Origin of the sequence: Actinobacillus lignieresii, assembly GCF_900444945.1 — a bacterium.
Classification (GTDB): Bacteria; Pseudomonadota; Gammaproteobacteria; order Enterobacterales; family Pasteurellaceae; genus Actinobacillus; species Actinobacillus lignieresii.
Map to the genome: position 1 here is coordinate 2,180,620 of NZ_UFRM01000001.1, position 21,107 is coordinate 2,201,726.

The following is a 21,107-nucleotide window of genomic DNA, read 5'->3' on the forward strand; positions in this document are numbered from 1 at the left end:
ACGTTCTTGCTCTTTGTATTGTTTTTGCGTAGAATTGACCACCTATTTTATATGAATTTAAGAGTGCCTAAGCAGAAGCGATTGGCACAAATTAGCGGAGTAAATATGTACGCAGTTTTCCAAAGTGGCGGCAAACAACACCGAGTGAGCGAAGGTCAAGTAGTTCGTTTAGAGAAACTTGAAATCGCAACTGGTGAGAAAGTTGAATTTGACTCAGTGTTAATGGTCGTTAACGGTGAAGATGTTAAAATTGGTGCACCAGTAGTTGCTGGCGCAAAAGTAGTGGCTGAAGTTGTAGCGCAAGGTCGTGGCGATAAAGTTAAAATCGTTAAGTTCCGTCGTCGTAAACACAGCCGTAAACAACAAGGTCATCGTCAGTGGTTCACAGAAGTGAAAATCACTGGGATTCAAGCATAATTTCAGAGGAGATCAAGTAGATGGCAACTAAAAAAGCTGGTGGTTCAACTCGTAACGGTCGTGATTCTGAAGCTAAACGCCTTGGTGTTAAACGTTTCGGTGGCGAATCTGTATTAGCAGGTAGCATCATCGTTCGTCAGCGCGGTACTAAATTCCACGCTGGTAACAACGTTGGTATGGGTAAAGACCACACTTTATTCGCAACTGCTGACGGTAAAGTTAAATTTGAAGTGAAAGGCGAGAAAAATCGCAAATACGTAAGCATCGTTGCTGAGTAATTCATTTCGATAGATTTGAAATAAAACCCCACAAATGTGGGGTTTTTTCTTACCTTTTTTCCAACCTTATCAAAAATCCATGAAACAACAACCCTTACTCGGCTTCTTATTTTCTTTGATAGCCATTTTTATGTGGGGAATGCTACCGCTTGCGATTAAACAAGTACTAAAATCACTCGATTCTCAAACAATTGTCTGGTTCAGATTCTTAGTCGCAACGCTCGGCGTTTTCGCCATACTAGCTTTTGCAAAAAAATTACCTAATTTAACCGCTTTCTTCCGACAATATCACAGACTATGGTTAATCGGAGTTATTGGATTGTCTTGTAACTTCTTTTTATTTAATCTTGCTTTAAATTATATTCCGGCGGCAACCAGCCAAATTCTTAGCCCGCTTTCTTCGTTCGTGATGATCATACTCGGTGTCGTCTTGTTTAAAGAAACAATTGGTATTCATCAAAAAATCGGCTTTGTACTCGTCATAGTCGGGTTAGTTATGTTCTTTAATAACCGCTTTGCCGACTTAATCGCAATGAACAGCTATGCATTCGGCGTATTACTCGGTATTTCTGCAAGTCTGATTTGGATCGGTTATAGTTTGTCGCAAAAAATAATGTTGGCACATTTTAGCTCACAACAAATTCTGTTACTGATTTATTTCGGTTGTACCTTAGTTTTTACGCCTTTTGCACATATGGGGGAACTCGCTAAATTGAATCTCACGACTTGGGGCTGGCTAGGTTTTTGTGGCATTAACACGGTAATTGCTTACGGTTGTTATGCCGAAGCATTAAACCGCTGGGAGGTTTCTAAGGTAAGTTTAATGATGACGCAAATTCCGATTCTTACTATTATGCTTACCGCATTAAGCCATACGATTGCACCGGATTTGTTTGAAGCCCCCGATCTTAACGGATTAAGCTATATCGGAGCGATTACGGTGGTTTCTGGTGCAATGCTTTCCGCAGTCGGACATAAATTATTCTATCGTAATCAGTTAAGAAAGAAATTAGATAAAAAGTGATAGGAATAATTATACAACAAAGACTTTTACTAGGATTTTCTTGTGTATTATTTGTATTAGGCATAACTTTTTCACTCAACATAATTGGGAATCCTAGTATGAATTTGATCAGTTATATCGGTGCGATGTTAGCTGCGGTCGGAGATAAATTATTGGTAAAAAAGTAGAAAAATAAACCGCTTGCATCCCCTACAAGCGGTCTGTTTTTAAGCGAAATTTGCAATAAGGTTAGAAGCGTTTGCTAAATTCAATAAAGACTCGGTGTTTATCGTAGCTGTAAAAGACGTGGCTACTTTTTACTTTATTGAAGCTATAAGTTAAGCGGGGCGTGATTCCCCAATAGTGAACGGCTCTATGCCAAATACTGGTGTTGATGCCGTATTCTTTGTTGCGTTGTGTCACGCCGAAAATAGGGATTGGGGCTTTATAGTTCTTTTGCGCATAACTAAGCGATATGCGGGTTGAAAGTCCTAAGCCCCATTCTTGTCCCCAACCTAAGCTAATGCCTCGACGTACATAGCTATCGTCTTTATCTCGTGTCGCGGTACGATTGTAATTTAGATTACCGAACCAATACTGTTTGGCATTGGCAAGATAAGTTAAGCCGCTTGAAACGAAATGATAATTACCGTTCAGATGTTTACGATCCATATAGCGGACTTCGGCATACTCGTAGTTGGTATTCCATTGCCATTGAGGAGAAAGCCAATAGCTGGTTTCAAGCCTTGCGCCGCTTGCTTTAGAAAAACGTTTAACCGATTCGTTATTTTTAGAACCGCCTGCATATAAGGTTTGTTCCATAAACGGTAGAAGAGTAACGTCATAGCGAGCGTTTTGATAGCCTAATCCTAAACTGCCTCTTCCGCTTACTTCGTTATATTTTTTATTATTCCAATAATATTTACCGCTCGTATCCAAGCGCAATTCATTATAAAAACCGTTACCCCAAGACCATTTTTTACCGATATTAAAATTAAAACCGATTCCTTGTGCCGATTCCGATTTCGGCGCAATCCAGTTACCGTAGGTGGTTCCTGCTTTCGGCGCATTATTGATATTCGGATCATTGAGATAAGTCATGCCGCCGGAAAACGTCCATCTATCTCTCTGTGCGATAGCGGCGATATATTTATCGACAAGCGCCTTAATTTCATCGGGAACGTTATCGGAGCGGACTTTTTCAAATTGATCTTCCGCCGCTTCCAATTCGTTATTTTCAAAAAGCGAAACGGCGAGCTGTAAACGAGCGGCGGTCGCTTCCGAATACATCGCAAGGATTTCGCGGTAATGACGAATGGCTTCGCTATAATTACCGTGATGGCGAGCAATAACCGCTTTAGACCATTTTATAAAACCGGGGTCTTGGTATTGTATCGGAATTTGTCGGTAAAGCGGGAATAGGAAAGCGACGGTTTCGGCATTGCCCTGTAAGAGGGCAAGATTAAGTGCGTTGGACAGTAAATCCGGTCGTTGAATCAATTCCTCTTTCGTCATTGATATTTGTTTAGAGGCTTTAGTTGGTTGTGAAACGTGAGCATGACGAATCGGATTCTCAATATTACGCGGTCTAGTGACTTCCGTCTGCACGCGTTGATCATCCAAGCGATCGGAAATTTTTTGTGGAAGATCTTCCGCAATGACGGGTAATGCAGCTAAGCCGGCGAACGTAGTGATAAATAATTTAAATCTCATTTTCATTTTTGTAGTTTAATAGTAAATTATGTAAATAAAAATGAGTGCATTATATATGAGAATGATTCTTATAAAAACAAAAATATGATAAAAAGGCTATCTTTTAGATAGCCTAATAAAATTAAATGATTTCAAGTTGTTCGAGGGCGTAGAGAATACCGTCTTGTTCGATATTTTGGGTCACATAATTCGCTCGCGTTTTTAACGCTTGTTCCGCATTGCCCATTGCTACGCTGAACCCGACGGTATCAAACATCTCCAAATCGTTAAAACCGTCGCCGAACGCCATGGTATTTTCAATACTCAAGCCGAAATATTTAATCGCATCTTCTATACCGCGTGCTTTTGAATTTTCTTTTCTGAGAATATCAACACCCGTCGGATGCCAGCGACAAACTTTTAATTCGTCCGTAAAAATACCGCTTGCAGTCACTTCTTGATCTCGCGATTCGGGATAGAAAGCTAACAATTGCACGGCGGTATGCGTTAAATAATAGTCGGGATCAACAATATAATCCGCTTTAATCGGACTAAGCGCCTCATGTACGATTGTATTATCTTCGGATACGGCGATTTCATCTTGGCTGACAAAAGCATAAACAATACCGAGAGCGGTCAATTTTTCAATACATCTTTCAACTTGCGAAGCGGTTAAAGCATATTGACTGATTAGCTGATCTTTATAGAAATTATATTGCCCGTTGATCGTAACGAATAATTCGAAATAACGTTCGTCAATTAAAGGTTTTAATGCTTTTGGCAAACTGCCGAAATTCCGTCCGGTGGCGATTGCGGTAATAACGCCTTTTTGTTTTAAACGGGGTAATACTTCCTTTGTAATCGATTCGGGAATATGCGCTTTAGATTTGATATAAAGGGTTTCGTCGATATCGAAAAATACAATCTTGATGGGCTGTTTAGGTTTATTCATAGTTTATTTCCTTATATTTAATCGGAATTGTACTTTTTTCCGATCCGTATCGCAAAAATTCTTCGATTTTTCTTTATTAAATTTGATAAAACATAAAGCGTTTTATCAAGGAGAAGAAGATGAATAAATGGGATTTTCGTTGTATCGAATGTCATAAAAGATTACAGATTGCGGAACACGGTATTTGTAGTCGTTGTTTAAAAAAATTAGATATAACGCCTTATTGCGGTTGCTGCGGTTCGTTGTTAGTCGATAATCATCGTTATTGCGGAGAATGTTTGAGGAACGAGCCTAAATGGCATCGTATGGTACGGGTTTGTCGTTATAGCGCACTGATGACGGATTGGATCCATCGGTTTAAATTTCAAGGACAATATTGGTTGGATCGCACACTTGCCCGTTTACTTTTATTAGCCATTAAAAATGCGCAACGCGAACACGGTTTGATTTTACCGGAAGTGATTTTTCCCGTTCCGCTTTATTGGTTGAGATATTGGAAACGGGGTTTTAACCAAGCGGAATTGTTAGCAATTTATTTAGCGAAATGGTTAAATATTCCCATAGATACTCAAAGTTTAAAGCGGATACATAATACCAAGTCGCAACGAGAATTAACCGCCGTACAACGCCGTTATAATTTAAAAGGTGCTTTTTATTATCAACCTATATTTCCTTATCGGCGAGTTGCAATTATTGATGACGTAGTCACGACGGGTTCGACATTAAATGCAATTTGCAGCGAACTATTAAAACAGGGAGTAACGGAAATTCAAGTTTGGACATTAGCAAGGGCTTAAGTTTTAACTACAATATAATAAGGAGTATTTCTTCAAATATATTGTAATATATTGAGTGAATCTTTACGCTATAATCGATATTATTACTTTTCTATCTTGTCTAACCAGTGTTGCAAAGATAATTTAAATTATTATAATGTTTTTGAATTCTTTACTTTTTGCTTCTTGTAATATTAACGTTATCTATAAATTATTGATATGCAACCGTCAGTTTTTTGAGAAATGTTATTATTATATTTTAAGTAAGCGTAGAATTCCCTCCCGTATATATTAAGCGATTGTTATCCGGTCGTTTAATATTAATATGGAGATAAGCGTAATGAATTAGCCGCACTTAGACGGTTTTTAATGATTGAAACGTTAGAAACAGGAGTGTCAGGTTGTTTTAAAAGACGGTTGAAAAGGAGCTTCTGACCGTCTTTTTGTAAGAGAGGTTATGCTTTTGCCGAATACACTTTAAATTTGTTCGATTTGGCGATAACCTGATGCGAGCCGAAAGCTTTGTCCAATAAATCCGGATAAGGTAAGAAAACGTTCGCCACAATACGCAATTCTCCACCACGATTTAAACGCTGTTTCGCTTGCGCAATTAAATTTTCCACCGCGCGATAAGCGGTATCAATGCCATCATGGAAAGGCGGATTAGATACAATCAAATCAAAACGTTCTTCAATATGTGAAAAGACATCGCTTGCTATAACTGTTCCTTCCAAGGTATTTTCCGCAAGCGTACGGCGAGAGGATGCTAATGCCATTGCGTGAATATCGGACATAGTTAATTTAATTTTTTCAAATTGTTGTTTAAGGCTCGCCCCAATCACACCGGCTCCGCAGCCGAGATCCAATACTTTGCCTTTTAAACGATCCGCTTTATTAAATGTGGAAAGTAATAATTGTGTGCCGCCGTCTAACTCCGCCGAGCTGAATACCGCCGGTAAAGCGAAGATATTGAGATCTTGCAAGCGGTAAGATTTCCAGAATTTTTTGCAATCAAAGTCCGGTACGCTTTGCAACTCAAAATGATATAAACCGCAGCGACGAGCGGAATCAATTTTGGCGATATTGCCGTAAGGCTCAAGTAATTTTTCTACCGAACGCACACCGGCACGGTTTTCACCGATAATCAACATTTCTTGCCCGACATCGGCTTGTGAGAGCCATTGCAGTAATTGATGTTGGCATTCCTGTTTGTTTTTAGTCCAGTAAAAAACCGCTAATTCGGCTTTAATTTCGCAATCTAAGCCAAAGCTCACATCGGCAAATTGGCGTGCATAATCGAAATAACTGCTAAAAACGGCAACGCTTTTCGCATTCGCTTTTATTTGATCGGCAAAGCGATCTCGAACATCACCAAAAAGTAAAATGGATTTATTGGCAAATAACGGTAAATGACGAGTTAATACTTCACTTTCAAGAGAGAGCATAAATATCCTTTTATTTTTGAATATTACGGAGCGTAATCATAAAACATTTCCGCATTTTACCGACTTTTGGTACTATTCCCTACTTGTTTTTGCGAGGTATGAGATGAATCGGCGAGATTTGCTATTAAATGAGATGAATATTCCTCAATGGGTGCTGACAAAACCGCAAGTATTAAAGGGCGATGCGCAAATTCGCTTGGATAACGCGGTGAAACTGGTTGTGGTATGTGAAGAGAATCATCAAGCTAGCGGTCTGTTTTTGGATATTTTACGCACCTTGCAGTTACAGCCGAACCAATATCAATGGTTGGATGCGGAACAAGCCCAGCGTTTAGCTTTTGAACATCATCCTATTTTTTGGCTAATCCAATCAGAATTACAAGCGGTTGAAATTGCAAAAAAATTTGCAAATCAGACCGCTTGGCAGCATAGCTCGTGGCAAGATTTAACTAATGTCACAACTAAACGCCAACTTTGGCGACAAATGGAGGCGTTTTGTCAGCATTTTGAGGGTAATCATGATTGAAGTAGTGAATGAATCGGATTTTGACCGCTTGTTTGAAATTGAACAAGCCGCTCATCTTGTACCTTGGAGCAAAGGCACGTTACTCAACAATCAAGGCGACAAATATTTAAATCTTAAGCTGACCGAACAAAATCAAATTGTGGCTTTTGCTATTTGCCAAACCGTATTGGATGAAGCGACCTTATTTAACATTGCGGTTGATCCGAGTTTCCAAGCAAAAGGTTACGGCAAACGCTTATTATCCGCCTTAATTGAAAGACTGCGTGAACAGGGTATTTTAACGCTTTGGCTGGAAGTGCGAGAATCCAATCTCGCCGCACAAAAATTATATGACGCACTCGGTTTTAATGAAGTCACTATTCGTAAAAATTATTATCCGACACCGAGCGGCGAAAGAGAAAATGCCATTGTTATGGCACTGTATTTATAAATAATTAGGAACATTAAATATAATGACCACTGAAACCCCATTAATGACCTTTGAGGAATTGGATTTAGCCCCTCAACTGTTAAAAGCACTAAATAAAAAAGGCTACAAACGCCCGACCGCCGTACAAGCGGAAACCATTCCGCACGCGCTTGACGGTCGTGATTTACTTGGCTCGGCACCGACCGGTACTGGCAAAACCGCCGCATTTTTATTGCCTGCGATTCAACATTTACTGGATTACCCACGCCGTAAACCGGGCGCACCTCGTATTTTAATTTTAACGCCGACTCGTGAACTTGCGATGCAAGTGGCGGAAGAAGCTCAGGCTTTTGCCGAATTTACCAAACTTAGTATTGCGACGATTACCGGCGGTGTGGCGTATCAAAACCACGGCGAAGTGTTTAACAGCAACCAAGATATCGTGGTTGCGACACCGGGACGTTTAATGCAATACATCAAAGAAGAAAACTTTGACTGCCGTGCGGTAGAGATTTTGATCTTTGATGAAGCGGATCGTATGTTACAAATGGGGTTTGGGCAAGATGCGGAAAAAATTGCGGCGGAAACCCGTTGGCGTAAACATACGTGGTTATTCTCGGCAACGCTGGAAGGCGAGTTATTGGTGGATTTTACCGACCGTATTTTGGATAACCCGTTAAAAATTGATGCGGAACCAAGCCGCCGTGAGCGTAAAAAAATCCAACAATGGTATTACCATGCGGATAACTTAGAACACAAAACCAAATTGCTTGCTCGTTTAATTTCTACGATGGAAATGGAAAAAGCGATTGTATTCGTTCGCCGTCGTGAAGATGTGCGTGAGTTAAGCGATACGTTACGTAAACGTGGCTTACGTTCGACTTATTTAGAAGGCGATATGGCACAAACTCAGCGTAACCAAGCGATCACTCGTTTAAAAGAGGGCGTAGTGAATGTATTGGTAGCGACGGATGTTGCCGCTCGTGGTATTGATATTGATGATGTCGATTATGTGATTAACTTCGACTTGCCGTACAGTGCGGATACTTATTTGCACCGTATCGGTCGTACTGCACGCGCTGGTAAAAAAGGCTCGGCAATCTCATTGGTGGAAGCACACGATTACAAGCTGTTAGGTAAAATCAAACGTTATACCGAAGAGTTGTTAAAACCGAGAGTGATTGAAGGTTTGGAACCTCGTACCAAAGCGCCGAAAGACGGCGAGTTGAACACTACGACCAAAAAAGAAAAAGCACGGATTAAAAAACGCAAAGAAGCGAAAAAAGAAGCGGCAAAAGCTAAAGTAAAAGTGCGTCATAAAGACACTAAGAATATTGGTAAACGTCGTAAACCGGCTTCGGAAGCGGCAAAATCTGCGTAATACAAGCGGTTGAATTTTTGCAAAATTTTGCGGAAATTCGACCGCTTTTGTTTTCCAGTTTGTAGAGGAAAAGAAATGGATCTACACAATATCCGAGAAGATTATAGTAAACAAGAACTGTCCCAAGCCCATTGTCATGCAGATCCGATTCAGCAATTCGAACAATGGTTGCAAGAGGCTATTTTTACTCAAGTTAATGAACCGACCGCAATGAATGTGGCGACCGTTCTTGACGGCAAACCGACCAGCCGCATTGTGTTATTAAAAGAGGTGAATCCAAACGGCTTTGTGTTTTTTACCAATTATCAAAGCCGTAAAGGGCAAGCGATTGAGCAAAATCCTTATGCGGCATTAACCTTTTTCTGGGCGGAATTGGAACGATCGGTACGCATTGAAGGACGGATTGAAAAAATTTCCGCTGAGGAATCGGATCGCTATTTTGCCAGCCGTCCCTACGCCAGCCGAATCGGTGCTTGGGCGAGTGAGCAGAGTCAAGTGTTATCCGGTAAAAGCGAATTGGTGGCAAAGGCGGCATTGATTGCGGCCAAACACCCGTTACACGTGCCTCGCCCGCCGCATTGGGGCGGTTATATCGTATTACCGGAACGTATTGAATTTTGGCAAGGCAGACCAAGTCGTTTGCACGATCGTATTTGTTATCGCCTTGTGGAAGGTGTGTGGCATAAAGAAAGGTTGTCACCGTAAGACGGCAGAGATAAAAAATGGTGGGATTTCCCACCATTTTTGTTGATTTGACAGAATTAGACTAAAGACTTTTAGTCGGCTAATTTTGTACCGTACAGATAAGTGTAACCGAACGGACTTTGTTTGTAGTCTTGTACACGTTTGCTGGTCGGTGCAAAGTTAATGGAGTGTGCAACGTTAATCCACGGTGCCTGTTCTCTTAACAATACTTGTGCCTGTTCGTAGAGTTTAGTACGTTCCGCTTTATCCGATAAACCGAGCGCTTTGTCTAATAACGCATCTAACTCAGGGCTGTTAAAACGAGCATAGTTACTGTTGCCAACATTTGCCGAACCGAATAACGGTGATAAGAAGTTATCCGGATCACCGTTATCGCCCGACCAACCGTAAGTACCGGCAGTGAATTCGCCCGCTTTTGAGCGTTTAATATAATCGCCCCATTCATAGGTCACTAATTTCGCTTTTACACCGATTTTTGCCCAGTCCGCCTGAATAATTTCAGACATACGGCGCGGATTCGGATTTGAAGCACGCACCACCGGCTGTACCCAAAGTTCGGTTTCAAAGCCGTTCGGATAGCCTGCTTCTGCGAGTAATTGTTTCGCTTTTTCGATATTGAATTCCGATTCAGGTAAGCTATCGTTGTAGCCCCAAATGGTTGGCGGTAACGGATTTTTCGCCGCAATACCGGCACCTTGATAAACCACATCAATAATTGCTTTTTTATCGACCGCAAGATTTAACGCTTGGCGTACTTTGACATTATCAAACGGTGCTTTTTCAGTGTTAAATGCTACATAAGCGATATTTAAACCCGGTTGTGAAAGCAATTGCACTTTCGGATCGGTTTTCATTTTTTCAATATCGGTCGCATTCGGGAAGTCGATTAAATCACATTGACCTGCTTGTAATTTTGCATAACGAGCGGTTGCATCCGGTACGATTTCAAAAATTAAGCGGTCGAAATCGGCTTTACCTTTCCAATAATCTTTATGCGCCACATAACGGCTTGCCTGATCTAATACGTAACCGGTAAAGGCGAACGGACCGGTACCAATCGGTGTAGTGTCGATGGTTTCCGGTTTACCCGCTTTTAACATCGCATCCGCATATTCCGCAGAATAGATTGAAGTGAAATCCATCCCTAAACTTGAAACGAAGGTCGCATCACGTTTGGTTAAGGTAAATTTCACCGTATGATCATCCACTTTCTCTACCGATTTTAATAAAGTCGGGAATTTCATCGCTTTAAAGTACGGATAAGTCGCTTTTGATACCGTATGATAAGGATGATTCGGATCTAACTGACGGTTAAATGAAAAGACTACGTCATCGGCATTAAAATCACGGCTTGGGGTAAATTCTTTGTTTGAGTGGAATTTTACCCCTTTGCGTAAGTGGAAAGTGTAAGTTAAGCCGTCTTCGGAAATATCCCACGATTCGGCTAACGCCGGCTCAATTTCGGTCGAACCGCGTTTAAATTCGACTAAACGGTTATAAACTTGTTGGGAACTTGCATTGTACGAAATACCGTCCATTGCTAATGCAGGGCTTAAATGTTGCGGTGAACGGCTAACACAGTTCACGAAAGTTTTTTCGGCAGCCGGTTTCGCTGTAGTTTTACCGCCCGCATTTTTATCATCGCAAGCGGCTAAAGCCAGTACCGCTAATACGGCTGCGCTTACTTTAGTTAAATTGGCTAATTTCATAGGTTTCTCCAAGTAGGATTAGAATTATAAAAAGCATAATTTACCAAAGATTACCTTGTCTGATGGTGAGAGTAAAGAACAAAAGGCGTTTCGTTATAAGAAAACGATATAAAAAGCGGTCTAATTTCCGCTAAATTTTGCAAAAAAGTAGGAAAATTAGACCGCTGGCTCAAGGAGATTGAGTTAAAAATTAGTACATACCTTCACGTTCTTCACGAATACTGATGTAGATATTTTTCACTTGGGTGTAAGCATCCAACATCATTTGGTGGGTTTCACGTCCGATACCGGAAGATTTATAACCGCCGAACGGTGCGCCCGCCGGTAAAATATTATAGCAGTTTACCCAAACACGACCGGTTTCGATTGCTTGTGAAACACGTAACGCGCGGTTGATGTCTTTGGTCCAAACACCGCCGCCTAAGCCGTATTCCGAATCGTTTGCCATACGGATAACGTCTTCTTCGGTTTTGAATTTAATCACGGTTGCCACCGGTCCGAAGATTTCTTCTTGAGCGATACGGCTGTTATTATCTTTCGATTCGATTAAGGTCGGCTCGACGAATTCGCCGCAAGCAAGGTTGTCGGATAACACTTTTCTACCGCCGGTAATAATACGACAGCCTTCTTCTTCACCGATTTTCACATATTTTAAAATGGTGTTGAGCTGCCCCGCATTGACCTGCGCACCCATTTGCGTATCGTCTTCCCACGGTAAACCGACTTTGACTTTCTTAAATTCTTCGGCTAGTGCCGCCACAAATTTGTCGTAAATCCCTTCTTGTACGAAGATACGAGAACCGGCGCAACATACTTGCCCTTGGTTGAATAGAATACCTTTTTGCGCACCTTCCAACGCTTTGTCGAACGGCATATCGTCAAAGAAAATATTGGCCGATTTACCGCCTAATTCTAAGGTTGCCGGAATGAGTAATTCCGCGGCGGAAATCGCAATATGACGACCGATTTCAGTTGAACCGGTGAAGGCTAATTTATTGAAGCCTTTGTGATGTAACATATATTCGCCGGATTTAGAACCTTTACCGGTAATCACATTTAATACGCCTTTCGGGAGTAAATGGTTAATTTTTTGCGCAAAAGATAACAGACTTAACGAAGTGGTGCTGGAAGGGTGGATGACCACGGTACAACCTGCCGCCAATGCCGGTGCGATTTTCCACGCCGCCATTAAGAACGGGAAGTTCCACGGAATAATTTGTCCGACTACACCGATCGGCTCACGTAATACGAGCGAGAGTTCTTCTTGATTGATTTGATTTAAGCTGCCTTCGCCGGCACGAATCGCACTGGCGAAATAACGGAAGTGATCGGAAGCCAACGGAATATCCGCCGCTCTGGTTTCACGAATCGGTTTACCGTTGTCCAAGGTTTCCTGCAATGCAAATAATTCACTGTTTTCATCAATCACGTCGGCGATTTTATTTAAAATCGCCGCACGTTCCGCTACTGTCGTTTTACGCCAAGATTTAAATGCTTCTTGTGCCGCTTTCACCGCCGCATCCACATCCGCATCGGTCGCATCGACAAAATGCGCTAACACTTCACCGTTCGCCGGATTGTAAGAAGGAAGTAAATCGTTACCGCTGCCTTGAGTCCATTCGCCATTGATTAATAATCCGTAATTTTTATCGAAAACGTTAAGATCTTTCATTGCATAGCTCCTTATTGATTGTAGGACATAAACTCGTCTATATATTCGATAATATGCCTAACTTCTGAATTTGCAACGTTTTTTATACAAAAATGTTAATAAATTGTGAAAAGTGTGAGCTGGATCTCAAAACAAGCGGTTTGATTTTCGAGAAAATCGGCAAAAAATAAGGACGCCGTAGCGTCCTTATCGAGATAGACTATTTTATTGTTTCGGCGCACCGATTGGTAATACCGTACGGCCGAAGCTCTCATTAATGATTTCCGCCGCCGCTAAGTAGAACGCTAATAATGCGGTTAATAAACCGAAGTTACCGCCGATATGCGTGATTGAGTGATCGCCGGTGAAATCGCCCGCCGCTAATAAGTAGAAAGTGACGGTCAAGCTCAAGAAGATTGCCTGTAATGCGCGTGCTTTGGCTAAGGTGCCGATAAACATCATTAACGTGAACGTGCCCCAAGCCACTAAGTACCAACCGATAAACGGTGCGGTTACGCCTTCAGCGAAGAAGACTTTGAATAAGGCGAATGACCACCAGAAAGCACCGTAACTGGTGAATGCAGTGAAACCGAAAGTGTTACCTTTTGAAAATTCAAACATACCAGCAATCATTTGTGCCGTACCGCCGAAAGCAAAGCCCATCGCAAGCACTAAGCCAACGTTTTCGCCACCGAATGTACCGTTGTTGATTAAGCTAAGTAACCAAGTGGTTAATGCAAAGCCGCATAAACCTAGCGGGCCCGGATTAGCGGTTAAAGCGTTATGATTTGACATTGAAAACCTCGAGTCGTGATTAAAGAAAAATGTGTATATTACAAAAGCGCAGGATTATATAGATAACTTAAATGAGTTGCTATAACTTGATGTTAAAATTGTAAAATTTTTTATAAATTTGCCCGCTTGTGAGCTGAAAATGGCGAGATCTTGAAAAAAGTCAAAAAGAACCGGAGAAACTTATTTAAATGCTAATAATTTTTAATTAGAATAGCTTCCTTTTATTTATTCGGAGCTATTGTGTTTTTAATTGAAAATGCGACTTTTGCTATTCCTAGCCGTACTTTACTCCATTCAATTTCTTTGCAATTCGAACAAGGTAAAGTGTACGGGTTAATCGGACACAATGGCTCGGGTAAATCTACATTCATTAAATTATTGGCAAAACAAGAACAAGTATCAGCAGGTAAAATTCTATTTAATCAGAAAGAACTTAACCAATGGTCATCACGAGAATTTGCCAAACAAGTCGCTTATCTTCCGCAACATCTTCCGCAAGCTACCAATCTGACCGCCAGAGAGCTTATCGCCATGGGGCGTTATGCGTGGAACGGTTTATTCGGTTCCAATAAACAAAAAGATCATGAAGCTATCGAACGAGCTTTAGCCTTAACCCATACCGAGCAGTTTGCCGAGCAGTTGGTGGATACGCTTTCCGGCGGTGAGCGTTCTCGCATTTGGCTGGCGATGTTATTGGCGCAACAAAGCAAATTTTTGCTGTTGGATGAGCCGCTTGCCGCCTTAGACATCGCTCATCAAGTAGAAGTGATGGAATTAGTCAAAAAATTAGCGCGCGAGCTGAATTTAGGTGTGATTATTGTGATTCACGATATTAATTTGGCAGCACGTTATTGTGATCAGCTTGTGGCGTTGCATAGCGGCAAATTATTAGCACAGGGTGATGCGTTTGAGATTGTAAACAGCCCGAAATTAAAACAAATTTACGGCATTGATTTAAATGTGATCGAACACCCGGAAACCAAACGACCGGTGAGTTTTTATTGATGAAACGACTTATTTTTTTACCACGGAACACACAGAAAAACACAGAAAATATTTATCGTATTTTCCGTGGGGTTTCGTGTTTCTCCGTGGTTAAAACATTAGCGGTCATTTTTGGGCTTTTTTTTGCAATGTCTTGCGGGGTAAAAGCAAAATCTTTTGCAACTTTGGATTGGACGGTTGCGGAAACATTAATTGCTTTAGGCGAGAAACCGGTAGCGGTCGGTGATGTAAAAAGTTATCAGCAGTGGGTCAGTGAACCGGCGTTACCAAATGACACTTTAGATCTCGGCGTGCGAATGCAGCCGAACCCGGAGCAGATTCTTGCCTTAAAACAGGGCGATCACGATTTGCATTTTATTAATAGCAGTTTTTATGCTCAAGCCACCGCAACGCTCGAGCCGTTTTCCACGGTGACGTTGATAGATTTTTATAAGGAAGGTGATGCTTGGCAAAATATTGTGAATGCCAGCCGTAAAGTAGCGTTTATTGCAGATAAACAAGCGGCGTTTGAAGCGTTAATGACAAGCTATTTGCAAAAAATTAGTGAAATTCGACCGCTTGTTCAGCCTTATTTGGAACGCCCAATAGCCTTAGTGCAGTTTATTGATACACGCCATTTACGCATTTATGCCGTAAACAGCCCGTTTGGTGCGGTGTTATCACAACTCGGCTTTCGCAATGCGTGGAACGGTTCACAAAATGTGTGGGGCTTTGAAACGATTGATGTCACTCAATTAGCTAAACTGGCAGAAAATAGCCGTTTAGTGGTAGTAAAACCGTATCCGGCGAATATCGGTTCCGCCTTGCGTTACAACACCTTGTGGCAACATTTAGCCATGGCGAAAGATCCGTTAATTTTACCGGCGGTGTGGACATTCGGCGGTATTCCTTCCGCCCAACGCTTTGCCGAAATGTTTGCTAACGGATTATTGCACGGGAGCGAACAATGGTAAAAGCGAGCAAATTATTGTTCAGCGGATTAGCCGTGCTATTTGTCGGGCTACTGCTAACAACATTAACGTTACAACTACCAAACGGAAGTGGGTTAGCTTCGCTATTTTTGCCAAGTGAAAATCTGGAACTACTGCTGATTCAAAGTTATAGCTTACCGCGTGTTGTGATGGCATTACTTTCCGGCGGTTTGCTAGGTTTAGCGAGCTTATTATTACAGCAAGTGATGGCGAATCCGTTGGCATCGGATAATACGCTTGGCATTAGTAGCGGTGCGCAATTCGCCTTATTTTTAACGGCGATTTTTTTACCGGATTGGCTGGAATACGGCTCAAGTGCGGTCGCATTAATCGGTGCGGCATTCAGCCTGATTTTAGTGTTGAGTTTGGCGATGCGAAAAACAATGTCGCCCTTATTGTTGATCCTTGCCGGCTTAGTGGTAAATCTCTATTTCGGTTCGTTTTCCGCATTAATGATGCTGTTTTATCCGGAAGAATCTCGAGGTTTGGCACAATGGGGTGCCGGTTCTTTAGTGCAAGAAAGTTGGCGGGATTCCTTATTATTGATTGCTCAAACCATACCGGCTTTGTTACTTATCGGTTTATTTATTCGTCCGCTCACTATTTTGGCGTTAAATGATGCGAATGCACAGAGTTTAGGCGTACCGGTCGCAAAATTGCGGGTCATTGGCGTATTGATTGCGGCATTTTTAATTGCGGTCGTGGTGGCGAAAGTCGGTATGTTGGGTTTTATCGGCTTGGCTTCAGCAACTATCGTTCGCCAACTGCATATTCGCCGTTTTAGTCATCAACTATGTACTGCTTTTGTGCTGGGGGCGTTATTGTTGGCGAATACGGATTTGCTGTTACAGTTATTTGCCTTTTTTAGCGGGATTCATTTACCGACCGGTGCGGTGGTCGCATTATTAGGTACGCCGTTGTTGCTTTGGCTGATGTTTAGTGCATTGCCGCATACCGGACGTTTACAGCAAACGGATTCGCAAAAAATTCGTCAATTTCGACCGCTTGTTCTTATTTTGATACTCGGCGGTTTAGCCTTGACAATTTGCTTAGCGTTATTTGTCGGCAAAGGCATCAACGGCTGGCAATGGACGCAACAAAGCGAGTTAATTGCATTGCGCTTGCCTCGCTTAATGGTAGCGATAGCGGTCGGGATTTTACTGTCGGTCGCCGGTGTGATTTTACAGCGTTTGACTTTAAACCCGATGGCAAGCCCCGAATTATTGGGAGTGTCTTCCGGCACTTCGATGGGCGTTTTAGCTGCGTTATTCTTATTTGGTGTACAACAAACCGAATGGTTTTGGTTGGCAGGAATTCTCGGTGCTTGTGTCGCATTATTGGTATTAACTGTAATTAATCAGCGTAGCGGTATGTTGCCGGAAAAAGTGTTGCTGACCGGTATCAGCTTATCGGCATTATTTGATACTCTGCAACGTTTAGCGATTGCCAGTGGAGACCCTCGAGCCAATCAGCTGATTGCCTGGACATCGGGTTCGACCCAAAATGTAAGTCATGAAATGGCTATCGGTTTGCTAGCGGTCAGTTTTACGTTGCTTTTTGCAAGTTTGATTTTCAGTCGTTGGCTTGCTTTACTGGCGTTACAAGCGTCGATGGCACAATCGCTCGGCTTAAATCTCAAACAAGCTCGCTGGTGTTTAATTTTATTTAGTGCGTTATTAACTGCACTAGCGACCTTAGTTATCGGTCCGTTAAGTTTTATCGGTTTACTTGTACCGCAAATGGTACGTTTTTTAGGGGTAAAAAAAGTCCCACAACAGATTTTGATCTCGGCTTGTTTGGGCGGATTGATTATGTCGCTTGCCGATTGGCTCGGCAGACAGCTATTGTTTCCGTATGAAATTCCAGCAGGCTTAGTCGCCACATTAGTCGGCGGCACTTATTTCTTATTAATGCTAAGAAGAGTTTAAAAGATTATTAACAACATTTTAGGATGAATAAAATGAAAAAAACGTTTTTCTATTCGACAGTCGCTTCGGCAGTTGCCTTAGCCATCTCACCGGCAATCGCACAAGAAACCGCAGTATTGGATGAGGTGTCGGTGGTCGGCTCTGTTTCTAAAGCAGGTAAGGTGGAATATATGACACCTAAATCGGTATCTGTATTAACAGAAGAACAGATCAAAGAGAAAGGTTATAGACAAGCTGATGAAATTGGTCGTTATGAAGCAGGTATCTTAAGTCAGCCGTATGGAGGAGATATTGATACCCATGATTGGATTCGTATTCGTGGTTTTAGTCCAACTCTTCGTATTGACGGTACGGCAATGTATAGCTTTGGTTTTTATCATTGGCAACCGAATATGTATGGCTTAGAAAGTATTGAGGTTGTGAAAGGCGCAGATTCTCTTACTTATGGTTCAGCTCAAAGTGGCGGATTAATTAATTTAGTTAGCAAGCGTCCGACAAAAGAGCCGAAAGGTGAGTTGAAGTTTACGTTGGGAAATAGAAACGAGAGAGGTTTTTCAGCGGATTATAGTAATGTTATTAGTGAAAATGTTCGTTTCCGTCTAGTTGGTGATTACAACCGAAGAGACGGTGAGCCGAAAGGCAGTTATATGGATGCTTATTACTTTGCTCCAAGTCTTTCGTGGGATATTAGTAAAAATACCAGTTTGACTTTATTAGCAAGTGTTCAGCATGATAATGGTCGTCCAAGTTCAGGTTTTTTCCCTGCCGGTTATGAAAGATTATCTTCTTTAGGATTATCTAATCGTACTAATTTTGCAGAAAATGTACCGGAATATTTACGCCGTAATCAATATTCTGTCGGTTATGAATTTACTCATAAATTTAGTGATGATTTAGTTTATCAGTCAAATTATCGCTATGCTTATAGCAATAAAGACCAATTTAGTGCTTCTATCGGTTGGGATGGTTCATCTTTAAGTACAATGACGGCAAGAGGAAAAACCTTTACGCACTCATTAGATAATCGTTTAAGCAAAACATGGGCAATAGATCGCATTGAAAATATCTTAACGGTTGGTTTTGATTATACGACGGGTAAAAACTATGCAGCAAACGGTTATGGCAGTGAAATATTGAGTAACCTATACGGTAATTATCCAACAGCAGCACAACCGTTTGGTGCGGTATCTCCTTATGTAAATAAAGAAAGACAATTAGGCGTATATTTGCAAAATCAATTCCGTTTTGATAATAGATTGCTAGTAAATTTAGGCGCTCGCCGTGATTTTGCAAAGGGTGACTACTATAGTGCATACGGTGATGAGGGATATGATATTAATCATAATAGCTACTCAGCCGGTGTAATGTATATTACGGATTCGGGCTTATCTCCGTTTTATAACTATTCTGAATCTTTCCGCCCAATTTCAGGTTCTAATGTTAATGGGCACATAGTACGCTATAAGCCTTATGAAGGTTCGCAACATGAAGTAGGTTTTAAATATTTACCGAGTTTTGTTGATGGAACACTCTCTATTGCTTATTTTGATTTAAAAGAGAAAAATGGTTTGGTTCAGGGACAAGTGAACGGACAAGTTATTCAATTGCAAACAGAGAAAGCCAAAAGTAAAGGTGTTGAATTACAAACAGATATGAAGCTGAATGATAATATTTCGGCATTATTAGCTTATACTTATATTGATGCTAAAGTAAATAATATACGTAAGGCGATTATTCCTCGTCATACATATTCCGCTTTCATGAATTACGCATTCACAAATAATACATTAGCTGGTCTTAAAGTAGGAGCGGGAGTTCGATACGTAGGTACAAGTACTAATGGTGTAATAGAAGAAAAAGTTCCGGCTTATACATTAGTGGACTTAATGGCTAAATATGATTTCAACAAGCATTGGGTTGCACAAGTTAATGTTTCGAATTTGAGTAACAAAAAATACATAAGTGCATGTGATACCTATTGGTGTTATATGGGAGAAGGACGTAAAGTTACAGCGAACTTAACCTACAAATTCTAATTTGCAAAACCTATTAAAAGAGCTGATAATTTCAGCTCTTTTTTATCATAATCATAAGGAAACAATATGCAATTTAAAGACTATTTAGCCACCTTTTCAGCGGTTGATCATCTTGCCGGTTTAAATGTGCGTAACGCACAAGGGGAAGTGATTCATCATATTCCGGCTGTGGAAGGTAAATTGGGTTCACTTAAACTGTATAATGCATTAGCGGAAAAATTTGACGGGAAATTAACCGCTTCAGCGGCACAACAAGGTATTGAATGGTTTGCCGAGCACGCGGAAGACGCAAAACAAAATGCCGGTAAACACCCGAATATCGACTTACTGTTTAAAGTTATCAATCAAGATTTAGCATTAACGCTCGAGCCTGTCGCTAAGTAATTATCGTGAAGTAACTCGCAAACAACAAGCGGTCGGAATTTGCAAAAAATTTGCAGAATCCGACCGCTTGCTTTTAGGGAAAACTGAGAATTATTTGGTTAATAAATCTAACGCTTCTTGATATTTCGCCACGGTTTTTTCAATTACGTCCGCCGGTACTTTCGGTGCCGGAGCCTGTTTATTCCAACCGCTGTTTTCCAACCAGTCACGCACAAATTGCTTGTCGAATGACGGCGGGTTTGTGCCTTCTTGGTAAGTATCTACCGACCAGAAACGGCTTGAGTCAGGGGTTAGCACTTCATCCATTAAAGTTAGCGTACCGTTCTCATCCAAACCGAATTCAAATTTGGTGTCGCAAATAATAATGCCTTTTGTGAGCGCATATTCCGCCGCTTCGGTATAAAGTGCAATCGCCGCATCACGAACTTTCGCGGCTAATTCCGCGCCGATTTGGCGTTCGCATTCTTCGTATGAAATATTGATATCGTGATCGCCCACTTCCGCTTTGCTTGACGGGGTGAAAATCGGTTGTGGCAATTTGCTTGCTTCTACTAAACCTTCCGGTAATTTTAAGCCGCAAATCGTACCGGTTTGCTTGTAATCTTTTAAGCCCGAACCGGTTAAATAGCCGCGCACGATAGATTCGATTTTTACCGGTGTTAAGCGTTTACAAACGACAGCACGGTGCTGAATCGCTTCCGCTTCTTCTTTCGGTAATACATCAAAAACGGAATCGCCGGTAAAATGATTCGGCATAATGTGGGCTAATTTTTGGAACCAGAAATTAGAAATTTGGGTAAGGATTTCGCCTTTACGAGGAATCGGATCATCTAAGATCACATCAAATGCGGATAAACGGTCGGTGGCGACCATCAACATACGTTTATCATCAATTTCATAAAGATCACGTACTTTTCCCGAATAGATTTTTTTTAAGCTAATTTGCATGGTTAAAAATTCCTTTAGAATAAAAAATTAAACGAATTATACTCTTTTACGCAAACGATTGCGAATTTATTCTAACGAGTAAAAATTTTTTTAAAA

20 protein-coding genes are annotated in these 21,107 nt (G+C 41.3%); 13 read left to right on the forward strand and 7 right to left on the reverse strand.

Features of this window, described 5'->3' with window-relative positions; translation table 11 throughout:
• Positions 1-105 precede the first annotated feature (105 nt).
• The 3 genes from rplU to DY200_RS10395 are packed head-to-tail and all read left to right on the forward strand — an operon-like array spanning position 106 to position 1,719.
• On the forward strand, positions 106-417 hold the full coding sequence (gene rplU, locus DY200_RS10385) for a 50S ribosomal protein L21 (protein ID WP_005618624.1): 312 nt from the start codon (positions 106-108) through the stop codon (positions 415-417).
• 20 nt (positions 418-437) lie between these two features.
• The gene (gene rpmA, locus DY200_RS10390) at positions 438-695 is read left to right on the forward strand and encodes a 50S ribosomal protein L27 (protein WP_005599816.1); all 258 of its coding nucleotides are present in this window, start codon (positions 438-440) and stop codon (positions 693-695) included.
• 34 nt (positions 696-729) lie between these two features.
• Positions 730-1,719, forward strand: a complete 990-nt coding sequence (locus tag DY200_RS10395) for a DMT family transporter (protein WP_005613526.1) — start codon at positions 730-732, stop codon at positions 1,717-1,719.
• A 228-nt stretch (positions 1,720-1,947) separates the two neighbouring features.
• On the opposite strand, the gene DY200_RS10400 is transcribed toward DY200_RS10395, so the two are convergent.
• Complete coding sequence (locus DY200_RS10400) at positions 1,948-3,417, reverse strand: surface lipoprotein assembly modifier (RefSeq protein ID WP_115587915.1); 1,470 nt, start codon at positions 3,415-3,417, stop codon at positions 1,948-1,950.
• Between the two features lie 115 nt (positions 3,418-3,532).
• Positions 3,533-4,342, reverse strand: coding sequence for a Cof-type HAD-IIB family hydrolase (locus DY200_RS10405; protein ID WP_115587916.1), 810 nt, complete (start codon positions 4,340-4,342; stop codon positions 3,533-3,535).
• A 119-nt stretch (positions 4,343-4,461) separates the two neighbouring features.
• On the opposite strand from DY200_RS10405, the gene DY200_RS10410 reads away from it, so the two are divergent.
• Entirely contained in the window at positions 4,462-5,139 is a 678-nt protein-coding gene (locus DY200_RS10410) for a phosphoribosyltransferase family protein (protein ID WP_115587917.1), read from the forward strand.
• 434 nt (positions 5,140-5,573) lie between these two features.
• Here the strand turns inward: DY200_RS10410 and rsmC are convergent, their stop codons facing one another.
• Complete coding sequence (gene rsmC / locus DY200_RS10415; RefSeq protein WP_115587918.1) at positions 5,574-6,563, reverse strand: 16S rRNA (guanine(1207)-N(2))-methyltransferase RsmC; 990 nt, start codon at positions 6,561-6,563, stop codon at positions 5,574-5,576.
• 103 nt (positions 6,564-6,666) lie between these two features.
• Here rsmC and DY200_RS10420 point away from each other — a divergent pair, with 103 nt between their 5' ends.
• The 4 genes from DY200_RS10420 to pdxH all read left to right on the forward strand — a co-directional run bounded on the left by DY200_RS10420 (position 6,667) and on the right by pdxH (position 9,584).
• Entirely contained in the window at positions 6,667-7,089 is a 423-nt protein-coding gene (locus DY200_RS10420; RefSeq protein WP_115587919.1) for a DNA polymerase III subunit psi, read from the forward strand.
• Complete coding sequence (gene rimI / locus DY200_RS10425; RefSeq protein WP_115587920.1) at positions 7,082-7,519, forward strand: ribosomal protein S18-alanine N-acetyltransferase; 438 nt, start codon at positions 7,082-7,084, stop codon at positions 7,517-7,519. Before DY200_RS10420 ends, rimI begins: the two co-directional genes overlap by 8 nt.
• Positions 7,520-7,541: 22 nt before the next feature.
• Entirely contained in the window at positions 7,542-8,879 is a 1,338-nt protein-coding gene (gene srmB, locus DY200_RS10430; protein WP_115587921.1) for an ATP-dependent RNA helicase SrmB, read from the forward strand.
• Between the two features lie 75 nt (positions 8,880-8,954).
• Positions 8,955-9,584, forward strand: coding sequence for a pyridoxamine 5'-phosphate oxidase (gene pdxH, locus DY200_RS10435; RefSeq protein ID WP_115587922.1), 630 nt, complete (start codon positions 8,955-8,957; stop codon positions 9,582-9,584).
• 71 nt (positions 9,585-9,655) lie between these two features.
• Here the strand turns inward: pdxH and DY200_RS10440 are convergent, their stop codons facing one another.
• The 3 genes from DY200_RS10440 to DY200_RS10450 all read right to left on the reverse strand — a co-directional run bounded on the left by DY200_RS10440 (position 9,656) and on the right by DY200_RS10450 (position 13,739).
• Complete coding sequence (locus DY200_RS10440; RefSeq protein ID WP_115587923.1) at positions 9,656-11,293, reverse strand: ABC transporter substrate-binding protein; 1,638 nt, start codon at positions 11,291-11,293, stop codon at positions 9,656-9,658.
• A 190-nt stretch (positions 11,294-11,483) separates the two neighbouring features.
• A complete protein-coding gene (locus tag DY200_RS10445; RefSeq protein WP_115587924.1) occupies positions 11,484-12,965 on the reverse strand; it encodes an aldehyde dehydrogenase family protein in 1,482 nt (493 codons plus the stop codon).
• Between the two features lie 204 nt (positions 12,966-13,169).
• Complete coding sequence (locus DY200_RS10450) at positions 13,170-13,739, reverse strand: acetate uptake transporter (RefSeq protein WP_005606132.1); 570 nt, start codon at positions 13,737-13,739, stop codon at positions 13,170-13,172.
• A 240-nt stretch (positions 13,740-13,979) separates the two neighbouring features.
• Between DY200_RS10450 and DY200_RS10455 the strand changes: the two genes are divergently transcribed.
• The 5 genes from DY200_RS10455 to DY200_RS10475 all read left to right on the forward strand — a co-directional run bounded on the left by DY200_RS10455 (position 13,980) and on the right by DY200_RS10475 (position 20,063).
• Positions 13,980-14,744, forward strand: coding sequence for an ABC transporter ATP-binding protein (locus tag DY200_RS10455; RefSeq protein ID WP_115587925.1), 765 nt, complete (start codon positions 13,980-13,982; stop codon positions 14,742-14,744).
• On the forward strand, positions 14,744-15,697 hold the full coding sequence (locus DY200_RS10460) for an iron-siderophore ABC transporter substrate-binding protein (protein ID WP_115587926.1): 954 nt from the start codon (positions 14,744-14,746) through the stop codon (positions 15,695-15,697). Before DY200_RS10455 ends, DY200_RS10460 begins: the two co-directional genes overlap by 1 nt.
• Entirely contained in the window at positions 15,691-17,643 is a 1,953-nt protein-coding gene (fhuB, locus tag DY200_RS10465; RefSeq protein ID WP_115587927.1) for a Fe(3+)-hydroxamate ABC transporter permease FhuB, read from the forward strand. The genes DY200_RS10460 and fhuB overlap by 7 nt, the downstream gene beginning before the upstream one ends.
• A 32-nt stretch (positions 17,644-17,675) precedes the next feature.
• Positions 17,676-19,679: a TonB-dependent siderophore receptor gene (locus DY200_RS10470; protein WP_115587928.1), complete on the forward strand. Its 2,004-nt coding sequence runs from the start codon at positions 17,676-17,678 to the stop codon at positions 19,677-19,679.
• Positions 19,680-19,745: 66 nt separating this feature from the next.
• Positions 19,746-20,063, forward strand: a complete 318-nt coding sequence (locus DY200_RS10475) for a DUF2322 family protein (protein ID WP_115587929.1) — start codon at positions 19,746-19,748, stop codon at positions 20,061-20,063.
• Positions 20,064-20,153: 90 nt separating this feature from the next.
• Here the strand turns inward: DY200_RS10475 and DY200_RS10480 are convergent, their stop codons facing one another.
• The gene (locus DY200_RS10480) at positions 20,154-21,011 is read right to left on the reverse strand and encodes a phosphoribosylaminoimidazolesuccinocarboxamide synthase (protein WP_005606150.1); all 858 of its coding nucleotides are present in this window, start codon (positions 21,009-21,011) and stop codon (positions 20,154-20,156) included.
• Positions 21,012-21,107: the final 96 nt, after the last annotated feature.

Bases quoted from the DNA above. Each gene is read 5' to 3' on its own strand.
- rplU (WP_005618624.1), top strand. From the start codon at position 106: ATGTACGCAGTTTTCCAAAGTGGCGGCAAACAACACCGAGTGAGCGAA.
- rpmA (WP_005599816.1), top strand. From the start codon at position 438: ATGGCAACTAAAAAAGCTGGTGGTTCAACTCGTAACGGTCGTGATTCT.
- DY200_RS10395 (WP_005613526.1), top strand. From the start codon at position 730: ATGTGGGGTTTTTTCTTACCTTTTTTCCAACCTTATCAAAAATCCATG.
- DY200_RS10400 (WP_115587915.1), bottom strand. From the start codon at position 3,417: ATGAAAATGAGATTTAAATTATTTATCACTACGTTCGCCGGCTTAGCT.
- DY200_RS10405 (WP_115587916.1), bottom strand. From the start codon at position 4,342: ATGAATAAACCTAAACAGCCCATCAAGATTGTATTTTTCGATATCGAC.
- DY200_RS10410 (WP_115587917.1), top strand. From the start codon at position 4,462: ATGAATAAATGGGATTTTCGTTGTATCGAATGTCATAAAAGATTACAG.
- rsmC (WP_115587918.1), bottom strand. From the start codon at position 6,563: ATGCTCTCTCTTGAAAGTGAAGTATTAACTCGTCATTTACCGTTATTT.
- DY200_RS10420 (WP_115587919.1), top strand. From the start codon at position 6,667: ATGAATCGGCGAGATTTGCTATTAAATGAGATGAATATTCCTCAATGG.
- rimI (WP_115587920.1), top strand. From the start codon at position 7,082: ATGATTGAAGTAGTGAATGAATCGGATTTTGACCGCTTGTTTGAAATT.
- srmB (WP_115587921.1), top strand. From the start codon at position 7,542: ATGACCACTGAAACCCCATTAATGACCTTTGAGGAATTGGATTTAGCC.
- pdxH (WP_115587922.1), top strand. From the start codon at position 8,955: ATGGATCTACACAATATCCGAGAAGATTATAGTAAACAAGAACTGTCC.
- DY200_RS10440 (WP_115587923.1), bottom strand. From the start codon at position 11,293: ATGAAATTAGCCAATTTAACTAAAGTAAGCGCAGCCGTATTAGCGGTA.
- DY200_RS10445 (WP_115587924.1), bottom strand. From the start codon at position 12,965: ATGAAAGATCTTAACGTTTTCGATAAAAATTACGGATTATTAATCAAT.
- DY200_RS10450 (WP_005606132.1), bottom strand. From the start codon at position 13,739: ATGTCAAATCATAACGCTTTAACCGCTAATCCGGGCCCGCTAGGTTTA.
- DY200_RS10460 (WP_115587926.1), top strand. From the start codon at position 14,744: ATGAAACGACTTATTTTTTTACCACGGAACACACAGAAAAACACAGAA.
- fhuB (WP_115587927.1), top strand. From the start codon at position 15,691: ATGGTAAAAGCGAGCAAATTATTGTTCAGCGGATTAGCCGTGCTATTT.
- DY200_RS10470 (WP_115587928.1), top strand. From the start codon at position 17,676: ATGAAAAAAACGTTTTTCTATTCGACAGTCGCTTCGGCAGTTGCCTTA.
- DY200_RS10475 (WP_115587929.1), top strand. From the start codon at position 19,746: ATGCAATTTAAAGACTATTTAGCCACCTTTTCAGCGGTTGATCATCTT.
- DY200_RS10480 (WP_005606150.1), bottom strand. From the start codon at position 21,011: ATGCAAATTAGCTTAAAAAAAATCTATTCGGGAAAAGTACGTGATCTT.